Origin of the sequence: Providencia sp. PROV175, assembly GCF_032707045.1 — a bacterium.
Lineage (GTDB): Bacteria > Pseudomonadota > Gammaproteobacteria > Enterobacterales > Enterobacteriaceae > Providencia > Providencia hangzhouensis.
The window spans coordinates 2,263,508-2,277,210 of sequence record NZ_CP120533.1 but is presented as its reverse complement, the minus strand read 5'-3'; the positions used below and the strand labels follow the sequence as shown (position 1 = coordinate 2,277,210).

The 13,703-nt window shown below is 36.1% G+C and carries 17 protein-coding genes; 11 read left to right on the top strand and 6 right to left on the bottom strand.

Annotated features, from left to right (window positions below):
* Positions 1-213: 213 nt before the first annotated feature.
* On the bottom strand, positions 214-483 hold the full coding sequence (locus P3L44_RS10040) for a single-stranded DNA-binding protein (protein ID WP_272662359.1): 270 nt from the start codon (positions 481-483) through the stop codon (positions 214-216).
* A 50-nt stretch (positions 484-533) separates the two neighbouring features.
* Positions 534-1,649 carry a phage/plasmid replication protein gene (locus P3L44_RS10035; RefSeq protein WP_272662358.1) on the bottom strand — a complete coding sequence of 372 codons (1,116 nt, stop codon included), beginning with the start codon at positions 1,647-1,649 and terminating at the stop codon, positions 534-536.
* A 141-nt stretch (positions 1,650-1,790) separates the two neighbouring features.
* Between P3L44_RS10035 and P3L44_RS10030 the strand changes: the two genes are divergently transcribed.
* From P3L44_RS10030 to P3L44_RS09995, 8 genes are all read left to right on the top strand, one after another.
* Complete coding sequence (locus tag P3L44_RS10030; protein WP_272662356.1) at positions 1,791-1,982, top strand: hypothetical protein; 192 nt, start codon at positions 1,791-1,793, stop codon at positions 1,980-1,982.
* 136 nt (positions 1,983-2,118) lie between these two features.
* Complete coding sequence (locus P3L44_RS10025; RefSeq protein ID WP_272662354.1) at positions 2,119-2,460, top strand: hypothetical protein; 342 nt, start codon at positions 2,119-2,121, stop codon at positions 2,458-2,460.
* Between the two features lie 29 nt (positions 2,461-2,489).
* A complete protein-coding gene (locus tag P3L44_RS10020; RefSeq protein WP_316928230.1) occupies positions 2,490-2,765 on the top strand; it encodes a hypothetical protein in 276 nt (91 codons plus the stop codon).
* 441 nt (positions 2,766-3,206) lie between these two features.
* Entirely contained in the window at positions 3,207-3,431 is a 225-nt protein-coding gene (locus tag P3L44_RS10015) for a hypothetical protein (RefSeq protein ID WP_316928229.1), read from the top strand.
* A 375-nt stretch (positions 3,432-3,806) separates the two neighbouring features.
* A complete protein-coding gene (locus P3L44_RS10010) occupies positions 3,807-4,013 on the top strand; it encodes a hypothetical protein (RefSeq protein WP_140172175.1) in 207 nt (68 codons plus the stop codon).
* Between the two features lie 455 nt (positions 4,014-4,468).
* A complete protein-coding gene (gene ydfG / locus P3L44_RS10005) occupies positions 4,469-5,218 on the top strand; it encodes a bifunctional NADP-dependent 3-hydroxy acid dehydrogenase/3-hydroxypropionate dehydrogenase YdfG (protein WP_140172176.1) in 750 nt (249 codons plus the stop codon).
* A gap of 82 nt (positions 5,219-5,300) precedes the next feature.
* A complete protein-coding gene (locus P3L44_RS10000) occupies positions 5,301-5,672 on the top strand; it encodes a DUF1283 family protein (protein ID WP_036957730.1) in 372 nt (123 codons plus the stop codon).
* Positions 5,673-5,717: 45 nt separating this feature from the next.
* Positions 5,718-5,951, top strand: a complete 234-nt coding sequence (locus P3L44_RS09995) for a DUF1161 domain-containing protein (RefSeq protein WP_036957728.1) — start codon at positions 5,718-5,720, stop codon at positions 5,949-5,951.
* 71 nt (positions 5,952-6,022) lie between these two features.
* On the opposite strand, the gene bioD is transcribed toward P3L44_RS09995, so the two are convergent.
* From bioD to P3L44_RS09980, 3 genes are all read right to left on the bottom strand, one after another.
* Positions 6,023-6,697, bottom strand: coding sequence for a dethiobiotin synthase (gene bioD, locus P3L44_RS09990; RefSeq protein ID WP_004254308.1), 675 nt, complete (start codon positions 6,695-6,697; stop codon positions 6,023-6,025).
* A 142-nt stretch (positions 6,698-6,839) separates the two neighbouring features.
* Complete coding sequence (locus P3L44_RS09985; protein WP_110591740.1) at positions 6,840-8,051, bottom strand: ROK family protein; 1,212 nt, start codon at positions 8,049-8,051, stop codon at positions 6,840-6,842.
* 91 nt (positions 8,052-8,142) lie between these two features.
* Entirely contained in the window at positions 8,143-9,054 is a 912-nt protein-coding gene (locus P3L44_RS09980) for a LysR family transcriptional regulator (RefSeq protein ID WP_272662351.1), read from the bottom strand.
* A 125-nt stretch (positions 9,055-9,179) separates the two neighbouring features.
* On the opposite strand from P3L44_RS09980, the gene P3L44_RS09975 reads away from it, so the two are divergent.
* The 3 genes from P3L44_RS09975 (at position 9,180) to tus (ending at position 12,171) form a co-directional block, all read left to right on the top strand.
* Positions 9,180-10,451, top strand: coding sequence for an MFS transporter (locus P3L44_RS09975; protein ID WP_140172177.1), 1,272 nt, complete (start codon positions 9,180-9,182; stop codon positions 10,449-10,451).
* 84 nt (positions 10,452-10,535) lie between these two features.
* Positions 10,536-11,114 carry a lytic polysaccharide monooxygenase gene (locus tag P3L44_RS09970; protein ID WP_227528755.1) on the top strand — a complete coding sequence of 193 codons (579 nt, stop codon included), beginning with the start codon at positions 10,536-10,538 and terminating at the stop codon, positions 11,112-11,114.
* Positions 11,115-11,256: 142 nt separating this feature from the next.
* Positions 11,257-12,171 (top strand): DNA replication terminus site-binding protein, encoded by a 915-nt coding sequence (gene tus, locus P3L44_RS09965; protein WP_272662349.1) that lies wholly within the window; start codon positions 11,257-11,259, stop codon positions 12,169-12,171.
* 58 nt (positions 12,172-12,229) lie between these two features.
* Here the strand turns inward: tus and fumC are convergent, their stop codons facing one another.
* Positions 12,230-13,627 (bottom strand): class II fumarate hydratase, encoded by a 1,398-nt coding sequence (gene fumC / locus P3L44_RS09960; RefSeq protein ID WP_036957725.1) that lies wholly within the window; start codon positions 13,625-13,627, stop codon positions 12,230-12,232.
* Positions 13,628-13,703: the final 76 nt, after the last annotated feature.

The following is a 13,703-nucleotide window of genomic DNA, read 5'->3' as shown; positions in this document are numbered from 1 at the left end:
CGAAATAACCGAATAGAAAACCAGAAGCAAAACCTGAAGTAACCAAAACCGAACATAAAGAAATTAATTCAACCATAATTACCTCGGAGCAGTTAAGCGACCAGCAATAAATGACAATAAAAAAAGAACAAAAGAGAGTGAAACGTAAATAAAATCTATTAATTCAATAATGAACTGTTGTTCAAGCATCACTCTCTCCTTAAAATAGAGAAATCATTTATTAATAGGTATCAATATGATTTTACCAACTCTAATTTTTTGAAAATCACCTACATATAAACTAGATTCATGTAATTCATATAATCCAGCAGGATAAGGTGATTGACCTGAGTCTAAATTGAATTTAAATAACTGTGGATAATCGCCACCAAGAAAAATATATGCAGACTGCTCATTTATTGTAAATGGTTTACCATCACGCTTGGATACTCCAGAGCGGCTATCTACAATTGCTTGGTTAGGTTTTATTTCAATTTTTATCATTATACAATCCTATTAATTTTAAAAAAAACATTATATTGACAACATACTAATTATGCAGCGTAAAGGAATCTTGGCTTATAATACCAATCAGGAACGATACAGTCAGATATTAAAACTTCTCTTCTATTTTTAACAAAAACAGGGCTAAATTTTGAAATGTCACAACGCTGTGCAATATCAATTCCAATTTTTCGGAGTCTAGCTCTATGTGTTTTAACTTGAGATTTATTGAAGTCAAATGAATGACCGTGCATCCATTGAATTGCATACATTGCAGTGGTATTTGCAGAGCGAGTGGTTTCTACAACCCCTTCATTAACAAGATGCTCACTAATAGTGTCAAAATCCATAGCAGTCACCGACAGTTTATTATCTAAATTAATAAATTCATTATGAAGTGTTTTTAATACACTATAGTCACTTAATCCCCAGTAGTTTAATTTTTTCTTTTGCAAAAATCGGGATTTCAACTTTTGTTCAAATCTAACCACGCCATTTTTTTTACAATAATCTATAACTTTATTTAAATAATTTAATTCTTGTGAGTTTTCACCAAATTTGTTTTTTATCTTAGATAAAGAATGAAGAATTAGTTCATTTCCCTTATTGTAAACAGTTGGATAAATTAAATGTGCATTTCCTTGTTTTGAGAGCCAATCTACTGACTTTCCATTACTATGTAATCTAGGCAAGCTATTACGATAAGAAAGAGTAGATAACCCTGAAATATAATGGTCTTCATTATCTTCACCAACAGAACGATTTGATGTTATATGCAATTCTTTAATTATTGCACCATCAGAAATAACTCTAACCTTTTCATTGTCTTTAGTTTGCAAGTGAAATCGACGAGTACATTTAGTAAAAACTGGTAATCCTAAGCTGGTAAGAACATGATTATAAACAGTAACGCAAGAATCGATCGTTTCTAATCCAAATAAATTATCTAACCTTCCCCATTTTGATGGGTTGCCGGATACTTTTAATAATGAACCTCTTATAGAGATCGATAATTGGTCACAAAAAGATCCTTTATGTGAAAATGTAGGTTGGCTCAAAGATGATGCTTCCCCACTATCAATATGAATTCTTTGATAAGCAACATCACTAAGAATCGGCAATTGAATGCCGAAATCTTGCTCTATTGTTAACCAATCAAAGAACATAAAGCACCTTTTGAACTAATGAACTCATGAACACAGTGAAAATAATATAACACTATTTAACTCATGAGTTCAATACCTCATTAATGAAATGAGTTCATGAGGTATATAATGAAAAACTTAATAAGGTAATGAGGTCATGTCATGTCTAAAAGAGCCACTTATAACGTAACAGAGAGTAGGAAAATCAAGCTAGAAAGGCTGGCAATAAATGCTAGTGTAAAGCTTGAAAGAACAGTCACATGGACGGAGCTTCTAACATATATAATTGATAATCATTCAAAAGAATTATCAGAAGATTTCATTGAAAATGAAATTGCGAAAAAAAGAAATTGATAAACTGAAAGTAGTAGTAGAGATAAAAATCACCCTAAGCAAAACATAAAAGTACGGGAAACCATACTAAAGTTCGGGTGTCACTGAACCCCGAACCGCTTTGCGGTATACATTAACATCAAAAAAGGAGTATAAAATGCTTAATTCATTCTATAGTGCTAATGGTTTATATGAACACCTACGAGCTTTTTACATGGATTCCTTCCCGCATGCGAGAGAATACAAGTGTATATTTTTTCTGAATTTTTTATTGCGTAGCGAAAAATGTAGCGGAATATTACACGATGAAGATGGAAAGTTAGTCTTTATAGAAAAAGAACGCCACTGGATAAATGCATATTTTAATGACCCTGAATTTTTAGCCACAATTGCAGAGGATAGTAATGCCTTTAATCATTGGCTACTCGAGGAAGGTTATATTAGAGGTGGGGTTGCTACTAAATTATTGGTTAACTCAACATCACTATATAAACCATAACTAATTGATTAAAATGGAAATAATCAGATATGAAAAATAATGAATTTGACGTTAATAGGGTGTACGGAATTATTAAATCATATTATGTTGATAAAATGCCACACCCAACTGATTTCTCAGCTATTGATGCAATTAATATCTTCATTAAGAGATATTTCAATAGTGATTCTTACTTAGAAAAAATAGATAATGAAACATACAAATACCACGGTGTAACTGAAATGCCCACAGATGATTGGGACGCATTAGTTTATATGTATACTCAAAGAGAAATAGATTTTTTTCAAAATGAAAAGATATATTAGACTTAGTTTCAGACGTCATTGAGCTGCAGAAATGGTTAGTATCTGAAAATTATATTTCAAAGGATGGTGTGATAAAAGGAAAAATGGTAGACAATTTAAATTTAGTTTAAAAATAAGTGTGCTGAAAATCATTACATTAAATATTTAAATTTTTATTTCAAAATAATAAAAGCTGACAAGAGGTTATTAACCCATAAAATTAAAACTATTGAAATGAAAAATATAAAGGATAAGAAATGAGTAATAGAAAAATAAAAAAAGAAAAGAACATACTGAAAGACGTAAGGATAAAAATACCAGAAAATTCAACGCACTATGCGCTATTTAACCTTAAATTAAAATCATATATCAATAGAGTATATGATAACTTGTGAAGAGGATGTAAAGTACACTAATGACCTAAATAAAGCCTATATAACTGAGGAGATATGTGATGGAGTTATGGATATTATAGAATTAGATATAGAAAAAAAAGATGATGAATTATATTCATTATGTTTCATACCAGTTATTGGAACAATATTAGGGGTAATAGTAGACTCAAGTGAATTAAAGGAAATCAACGACATAACAGATAATAAGGTTGGTAATTTGGCTATTGCCATGATAACAAAACAAATAAACCAATTAGAAAGAATTGAAGCGCTACAAGAAAAATTAACATGACATTTTTGTAATGAACTATTAATTTAATGTAAATGTGGTTTTTTATATCATAAACTAATGGTTTTGCAATGAAATAAATTATTTATATTAATTGGAGAAATAAAATGGAACTAAGTAAAGGAATTTTATTAATTTTCGGACTAATTATTGTATGTGCTTATTTGGGAATATATAAGAAATAAAATGGGTTCGCATAATGCGCTCTATGTCTAAAGACGAACCTTCCCGATTGCGGTAAACCCCAACCCCATTCTACCGCAATCGCTCAGAACCCTTTTTAACATAGCGACATATCTATTATGCGAACTTAGGTATGAAATGAAGAAATCCAGCGTTCTGGCTGGTTAATCGTGTTAATCAAATAAAGGATATTTTATGGACAACTCTCAAGCATCATCCACATATAAACATCTCTATCAACAGTATGAAAATTTTATGTCTGTTATTGATAAAAATGAGCATCTTAAAAATGAAGATATCGTGTCGTGGCTTAAAGAAATAAGAACTTATATCTTTGATCTTTATCCAGTTGAAAATGTCTTACATAGAGATATCGAAAATGACATTAAAAAAGGAGCCTGAAACCCAACCGTACGAAAACGTACGACAAGTACAAAAACATAATCTCTGACTATATTGCAGGTGGCTTTAGATGCATTCCAAACGAAATTAAGTTAGTGAAAAGAAGAAGACAATCAATTCAGGTATAGCAGACTTTGTTACAACGTCTAATAACGGTATCAATTTAAATTACCAAATCGCCCTACCTTACTCACTAAAAAGCACGAGTAAGTGAGGATAGCGATATAAAAGTGTCTGCAATAGAGGATAAAATGCGGTCACCAACAAAAGCACCGGTGAAATAACATGGGATATCACCTTAGAACCTAATGAAGAAAAGCAAATCTCATTCAGTTATACATTGAGCTACCCAAAAGACAAACAAATATTGGGGTTGTAACAATTTTTGTGGTTCCCAATAGATAGCGTTAAAATGAAATCACGCTAGCACGACAATAACAACTATGAGGTTTTCAATGATTATTTTAGTAACGGGTGCTTCTTCTGGTTTTGGTGAATCAATTGCCCGTCGATTTATCAAACATAATTACACTGTTATTGGTACAGGACGTAGAACAGAGCGTTTAGAAGCCCTCCATAAAGAGTTAGGTGATAAATTTTATCCGTTAACTTTAGATATCCAAGATAGAAAAGCCATCCATGATTCGATTGCAAATTTACCTGCACATCTCAAAAAAATCGATGTTTTAGTAAATAATGCAGGTTTAGCATTAGGTTTAGAACCTGCATTTGACGCCAATCCTGATGATTGGGACGTTATGATTAATACAAATACTAAAGGTTTAGTGAATATGACTTATGAAGTGCTGCAAAACATGGTAGCCGAAAATCATGGCCATATTATTAATATTGGCTCTACGGCGGCGAGCTGGCCTTACAAAGGTGGCAATGTTTACGGTGCAACCAAAGCCTTTGTTAAACAGTTTTCACTTGGTTTGCGTGCTGATTTACAGGGGAAAAAAATCCGAGTGACTGATATTGAACCAGGCCTAGTCGGTGGAACAGAATTCTCAAATATTCGCTTTAAAGGAGATGATGATAAAGCGGCTAGTACTTATCAAGGCGCTGACGCTCTAACCCCTGAAGATATCGCGGAAACGGTATACTGGGTTGCCACATTACCTGCACACATGAATGTAAATACATTAGAATTGATGCCTGTTTGCCAAACTTTTGCAGGTTTAACAGTACATAAACAGATTTAATTTTTAGTACTATTCTATACAGACGCACTGACACTTTTTTAGCTATACTCAGGTTATCGGTCCTGTTTAGTAAGGAATTTACATGAGTTCACACAAAATGTTGAAAACTGGCTTAACTGCGATTTGTTTATGTCTCCCTTTACTTTGGGCTACATCGTCTTCTGCGGCACAATCCACGACATCATGCACTGCAGGCAGTACTTGCGTTTCTGTGGGCAAAGGCGATGACTCTCTTAATAAAGAGCAAGCGCGTCAAGAAAAGGAACAATGGGATGATACCCGTATGTTGCGCAAAAAGGTTAATACTCGTACCGAAAAAGAGTTTGATAAAGTTGATCAGGCTTTTGATGCAAAAGATAAATGCGAAAAAAGCCTCAATCTAAATGCTTACTGGGAACCGAGCACTAAACGTTGCCTTGATGTAAGTAATGGCCGTCCAATTAATAATCCATAACCTTATAATAGGTTGTCTTATGGAGCTGTTGATCAAGGAGAGAAGATGAAAAAGAAATTGTTGTTACCCTTATTTGCATTGGTGCTAGTGCCAGTTTTTGCCCAAGCTTCATGTGAAAGTGTGATTGAGGAAATCAAACAAAAGATTATCAATAATGGCGTTCCTGCTGATAACTTTAGTTTGGTTGCAGTGCCTAATGATGAAGTTGACTCGTCTAAAGGCCAAGTTGTCGGGCACTGCCAAAATGATTCTTATAAAATCATTTATACTCGTCACTAGGTTACAATTTAGATAGAATCAAGGGCGCTATTTGATGATGGCGCCCTTTTTCTTTATTGCTTATTAAGCAATTAGTTAGGAATAGCGATAAGTTCTTGCAGTTTATCTGTATTGAGGTAATGCCCTAACTCTTTTTCTTCAGGGCGCAATAAATATGGAATTTCTCCAATTAATGGAGCCTTAATATGATGTTGCAACCGGTCAATTATTTGGGCGTAGTGTGCCAACCCTGGGTTGATGCGGTTTGCCATCCAACCTATTAATGGTAACCCATCGGCTCGAATTGCATCAGCGGTTAATAATGCATGATTAACACAGCCATGTTGAATACCGACGACTAAGATAACACCGACCGGCTGATCTTTTAACCAGTCTGCATAAAAAGTATTATCATCAAGTAGATAGCGCCATCCCCCATTACCTTCGATTACAACCATATCGCATTGATGATGTAAATGGTCTAACCCATGCTTTATTTTATTAAAATCAATGCTATTTTCATGACTGTAATTATCTGTGATACGCACAGGATTAACTTCATCATAGGAAACAAGGTCTTGAGAAACACTGTGGATTAGCAATGCATCTTTATTTCTGATTCCTTCAGGGGTATCAATGCATTGATCCGCAATAGGTTTATAGCCCACGGCTTTGATTCCTTGGCTATTTAGTGCTTGCAGGATGGCAAGCGTCGATACTGTCTTCCCGACATCTGTATCTGTCCCGGTAACAAATAGATTGATCATGGTCTTTTTCTATCCTGAAGTGACAGACTTATACAGCAATAAGCTGCAAAAATGATATGGATTCAGTTTATTGGAATGGGTAAGTGAGAAGTTTGCGTTAGCTCAATTTTGTGTACGATAGTATAAATATTATCGAATTGTTTTAGCCTTGTAATAGTTGTAGTAGTAGAGAACCATCATATAACGCTCTCTGTATTAATGACGTTTCACTATCCTTAACGGTAAATATGGATTTTTCTATTACTAAATTAGATGAATATAGAGGGATCGTATGTTTGTTTATATGATTATGTAAACATTCTAAAAATAACTTAGAATCTTGATTCAATGGGGAGTTTACCAAAATTAGCTCGCTCCCCAATAAATTCACCATCAATCCTAATGGTTTTGCCAACCGTTGAGCAACCTGATTAATAAGATAAACACAAAGGCTATCGTTTGATATTGCTCCAGAGCAAATGTTATCAATTGAGATATTTTTCTGATGTAAATGCGAATCAGGGTAGTTTATTAGCAAACTTTCAGCTTGGTGTAATATTGCAGGAATAGAAGTTTGGGTTTCTAAGCAACCATCGCTACCACAATAGCAAAAGTTATGGTTACAGGGTTCACATTGGGTATGGCCGAATAAAATAGGCCGATGGGTATTTGTATCTAATGTTGTTCCATGGCTTAGCACCATGACATTAACAACATCTTGTAGCTGTAAGTAAATAATATTTTTTTCTTTTCTTTTCTCTTGATGAGAGAAATGATCCATTAACGCTAAAGCATCCACAGGAGGGTGTAAATAAACAGGTAAACCGGTTTGCTTGGTAAGAGATTCCGCTATGGCCAGTTGGTGGATTTTAAAAGATGGATGCTGATAAATAACACCTGTATGAGGATCTAATATACCATCAATAAGAATGCTAATTGCAGTGACTCTTTCTAATATTTTTTGATGGCTAGCAAAAAATTGACTGATTAATTCAGTAAGCGAATCCATGAATTCACTATTGCCTAGCGGTGTGAATGGATATTCTGTTTGAGCCAAGGTAACTGCGTTAATTTCTTTCAAGGAAATAATCAGTTTCTGGCCTTCAATACGGATCGCTAGAAATTGCCACCCTTCACTTTCAATTACCAGCCCTACAGCTGGACGCCCACGTAAACCAAGCACTGGAAACTCTAACTCTTTGATTAAGTGAGCATCCATAAGTTCACGTGTAATTTTAGTGATACTGGCAGGCGCAAGCTGAGCCTGTTTTGACAAGGCAATACGCGAAATTGGACCATGTTGATCAATGATACGATATACAATACCCGTATTTAACTGTTTGATTTGGTCAATGTGACCAGTTTGATTCACCATGGTAATAATTCAATTCCTTTATAAAGCAATGAGTTATTATGCCTTAATCTGTGTATGAATGATTTCGTTTACATTGAAAATGTGAACTAGCTCACTCTTGGTTGCCAGCAATGTTGGCCATCAAAAGATTTGTTAATTTTTTGGCTACGGCAGGTAACGTTCTACGAGTATTGTAGACTAACCAAACTTCAGATGAAGCATTAATATTAGTGAGTTTTAAGTATTTTACACCATCAATTTTCATTCGTGTGAATGATTCTGTAATCACAGAAATTCCCATTCCCGCGGAAACTAATCCTAAAATGGTCATGGCTTCCCCCGCTTCTTGAGAAATGGTGGGTACCACTCCCGCAGATGTTAACAATTGATTTATTTCATCATATAGTGCGGTACCAACATCACGTTCAAAGAAAATGAATGGATAATCAGCAAGTTGTTGAATATCAACACCAACATCAATAAATTCTAATAATGGATGGCCTTCATAGACGGCAACCATAAATGGCTCTTTAAATAATAGTTGGTAATCCAATTGTTCTGGTAACACCGTATTTCTCATAATACCAATATCAATTCGCCCCGTAATTAATGGCGCTATCTGTTGTTTGGTATTCATCTGATGCATATGAATAGAAACTTCAGGGTAAGCTTCCCGATACTGCCGTAAACTCATGGTAACTTTGTGCATAAATGGTGTAGTTGACGTAAATCCAATAGATAACTCCCCAAGTTCGCCTTTTTCCATGCGAGCTGCTTTTGTCGCAGCCGCATCGACTTGAGCTAAAATTTGATATGCCTCTTTTAAGAACATTGCCCCCGCGGGCGTTAACGCAACGTTTCGATTATTCCTTTCTAACAATTTTGCATTAACTTTCTCTTCAAGCATTTGTATTTGCTGGCTTAAAGGGGGCTGTGAAATATGCAGACGTTCAGCTGCCTTGCCAAAATGAAGCTCTTCAGCGACAGCAATAAAGTATCGAAGATGTCTAAGTTCTATACTCATCTTTTGGTTAATACCCATTAATATGTTTAAAGTATTATTATTAATAATTAATATATTAGACAAAAAACTAGAAAGTTTCTATTCTTTGATCGAAATCAAACGTGTTGGTATGACAAGGAATAAACATGGAACACTCACAAAATAGCCTCACATCTGAGCGGCCTAATGAAGGAATAAGAACACCCTTGCAGGGAAATACCACACCCAAAAAACATTATATACAAAGAGATGATGCGCTGTACTTACGTGTAACCTTATCTTTTTTTACGGTGGGCTTTGCCACATTCGCTTTGCTATATTTTGTTCAACCAATATTACCTATGCTGTCAGAGGATTTTAATATTTCCCCTGCAACTGCAAGCTTATCATTATCACTGAGTACTGGCTTGATGGCATTAGGTTTACTGATTACCGGGCCAATTTCAGATGCAATAGGTCGCAAAAATGTGATGGTTATTGCATTGGCTTGTGCTGCACTATTTACTCTGCTCAGTTCAGTCATGCAGAGTTGGCAAGGGATCTTAATTGCGAGGGCATTAGTCGGTTTATCGCTAAGTGGCGTTGCTGCTGTCGCTATGACTTATTTGAGTGAAGAGATCCATCCAAGTTATGTTGCGTTATCCATGGGGTTATATATTAGTGGTAATTCATTGGGTGGAATGAGCGGCCGTTTGGTGACGGGAGTGATTGCTGATTTTTATTCATGGCGTGTTGCCGTTGTGATTTTAGGTTCGTTAGCTTTGATCGCGGCTATTGGTTTTTGGCGCTTATTGCCCCCTTCTCAGCATTTTCGTGCGAGTTCTTTAAAACCTAAGAATCTATGGGTTAATTTGCATCTACACTTTAGAGACAAAGGCTTACCTTTTCTATTTATTGAAGGCTTTGTTTTGATGGGGGGTTTTGTCACAATGTACAACTACATTGGATATCGTTTACTTGAAGCGCCTTACTCTTTTTCTCAGTCTACTGTTGGCTTGTTATCCGTTATTTATTTAACAGGGACTTACAGTGCGACTAAAACGGGAAGTTTAATTCACAAGTATGGACTTGGACGAGTGCTCATAGCGTCTATTACTATGATGTTAGTTGGTATTTTAATCACACTATATTCAAATGTTTGGTTAGTGCTGCTAGGAATGACAATACTAACAACGGGCTTTTTTGCAGCGCACTCTGTAGCGAGTAGCTGGGTGGGACGCAGAGCTAAACGAGCACGTGGACAAGCGTCTTCTCTGTATTTATTTAGTTATTACGCTGGATCAAGTATTGCAGGTACGGTTGGTGGCTTATTTTGGCAACACTTTGGCTGGAATGGCGTTGCGCTATTTATTGCTGGAATATTATTTATCGGCATAGTCATTGCTTACCGTTTGAAATCAATTTGTTCTAACCAGTAGATTAGAAACTAATAAAGGTTAAACTACCATACCTTCTCGTGATTAGTAGATGATAAAAAAGTCTATTAATTACGAGGAAACCCAATGAAACCATTCTCTATAAAACCATTTTTAATTGCCCCATTACTCCTATGCTGTAGTTCTTTTGTTTGGTCCCATGGCTATGTCGAATCCCCTGAAAGTCGTTCATATTACTGCAAGCAAGGGGTAAATACCCACTGCGGAGCTGTGCAATATGAACCGCAATCTATTGAAGGCCAAAAAGGTTTTCCTCAATATGGTCCAGTTGATGGAAAAATTGCTAGCGCCGGTATTGCTGCTTTTTCTCCCTTAGACATACAAACTGCGAATCGATGGCAACGGGTTATCTTAAATTCACCTGATGTTAGGTTTAAATGGCGCATCACGGCAAAACATAAAACGACAAAATGGGAATATTTCATAACTAAGCCAGACTGGCAGCCAAACGCCTTGCTATCTCGTAATCAATTTACACTAACGCCATTTTGTAAATTTGAAGGCGTAGAGTTTCCAGAAGAGACTGTTGAGCACAAGTGTGTATTGCCAAAAAATCAAAAAGGTTACCATGTCATTTTAGCCATTTGGACGATAGATGATACGCAAAATGCGTTTTATCAAGTTATTGATACAGAAATAAATTAACGTCAAAGGAAAGCTTATATAAGAAAGGGGCAAGTGTTAAAATACCCCCACTTGCCCTTTTTGACTCTGATTTTCTTATAGATAAACACGAGAGTTTATGTTATTTATTGTTTATCACCTATTTGAATGTTGTAACTAAACTATGAAAAAACAAGATTTAATTAATACGTTCAATGAATTGGAATCACAAATAAACCAATTTAGCCTGTTGTTATTGGAACAATCAAAACAAGTTCCATTTACAGCTCATGTCTTCCAGTTACCTTCAGTAATTAAAGGTGAAGAGAATAATGAGATAGAACAAATCTCAGTACAAACATTAATTGGTCATGATGCGATACGTGAAACAGTAAAGTTAGTTAATTTATTGTTTTTACAAAACAAACCAGACGAGGTCAGCAACAAAGCAGCTATCCGTTTACCGGGGGTTATATGTGTACAAACTAATTTGCAAACTTATCGTAACTTTAATTCATTAATTTTAAAGATCAATGAGTTAAAAATGCATATAAAAGCCATTGTCACACAAGTTGACGAACCTCATCGATTCGAATTTATCCGTGATAGTTTACATGGCCTACTAACATTGAATACCTACCGAACCCTCTCTTCATTGATTGATGTCGATACGATTAATTTTGGCTGGGCGAATAAAAAAGTTATCAATAAAGTCACAAAAGAAGCAATGCTAGACCGCTTACAAGCAAGCTTAGAAAGTGGCCGCTGCCCTCTTCATTTACCAAAAGAGCACTGGCGCTTACAATTGGAAAATGAAATTCGCTTAATTGACGCCCTACCTTACAATGCGGTTTTAAAAACTCAACGGCCAGTCAAAGTTCAGCCAATCGCTCGTGTGTGGGATAAAGAACAACAGAAACAAACCCAGTTTGCTTGTGCAACGCCTTTATTTGTTTTTGCGCTTGAAAAAACGGTGGCAGAAATTAAAGTCGGTGAACTTCCCGATTACCATGCCAATAACATTGCAATCCGTAATCGGCCCAGAGCAAAAGCAGTTGAACTATTAATACCACGTTTAAATTTGTATATAGAACGCTAAAAAACACCCATCTGTCAAACAGTATGGGTGTTATATAAAGCCAGTTTAATAAGCTAGCTTAAGATTTCATGCTGCCAACCATATCTTCTGGACGAACCCAATCATTGAACTGTTCTTCAGTTAAATAGTTTAGTTTCAGTGCAGATTCTTTCAGCGTCAGCCCTTCTTTGTGTGCTTTTTTAGCAATTTCTGCGGCTTTATCGTACCCAATGTGAGTATTTAAAGCTGTCACTAACATTAGCGATTCATGAAGTAATTTTTCAATACGCTCACGATTTGGTTCAATTCCAATCGCACAATGCTCATTAAAGCTACGCATACCATCAGCTAATAAGCGAACAGACTGTAAGAAATTATCAATTAGCATTGGGCGGAATACATTCAGCTCAAAATTACCGGATGCCCCACCAATGTTAACAGCAACATCATTCCCCATAACTTGTGCACATAACATAGTCAGTGCTTCACACTGTGTAGGGTTTACTTTACCTGGCATGATTGAACTGCCTGGCTCATTTTCTGGGATAGATATTTCACCAATACCGCAGCGAGGACCAGATGCTAACCACCTAACATCATTGGCAATTTTCATTAAAGAGGCAGCTAAGCCCTTTAAAGCACCATGTGCATGTACAAGGCTATCGCAAGTTGCTAATGCTTCAAATTTATTAGGTGCCGTAACAAATGGTTGGCCAGTTAATTCTGCGATTTTTTTCGCAACACGTACCGCATATTCAGGATGCGTATTTAAACCAGTCCCTACTGCTGTACCACCTAGCGCTAATTCACACACATGAGGAACAGAATTTTCAATGTGTTTTTCATTATGCGCTAACATTGCAGCCCAACCTGAAATTTCTTGGCCTAGCGTCAACGGGGTTGCATCTTGCAAGTGAGTACGACCGATTTTTACAATATCTTTAAATTCTTTCGCTTTTGCATCTAATGTTTGATGCAAAATTTTCAGTTCAGGGAGAAGATGTTCGCGGATTGCGACGACCGCAGCAACGTGCATTGCCGTTGGGAAAACATCATTTGAACTTTGACTTTTATTCACATCATCATTAGGGTGAATAAGACGATCATTACCACGTTGACCACCGAGAATTTCGCTACCACGGTTAGCTAAAACCTCGTTCATGTTCATGTTACTTTGCGTACCAGAACCGGTTTGCCAAATAGCTAGAGGAAATTCCGTTGGATGTTTACCAGCTAAAACTTCGTCAGCAGCAGCAATGATTGCATCGCCGCGCTCTTTAGCTAATAATCCAAGATCCATATTAACACTAGCAGCGGCTTTTTTAGTGATAGCGAGTGCGTGAATTAACGCAACAGGCATTTTTTCTACAGATATACGGAAATGTTCTAAAGAACGCTGCGTTTGCGCGCCCCACAATTGGTCAGCAGGTACTTCAATTGGTCCCATTGAGTCTTTTTCAATGCGAGTGGCTGCCATTACTATCTCCTTAGGTACATACACAGAATAATTGATTTTAGAATCATCTGCTTGCAGGTAAGCAAATAACCGAGCA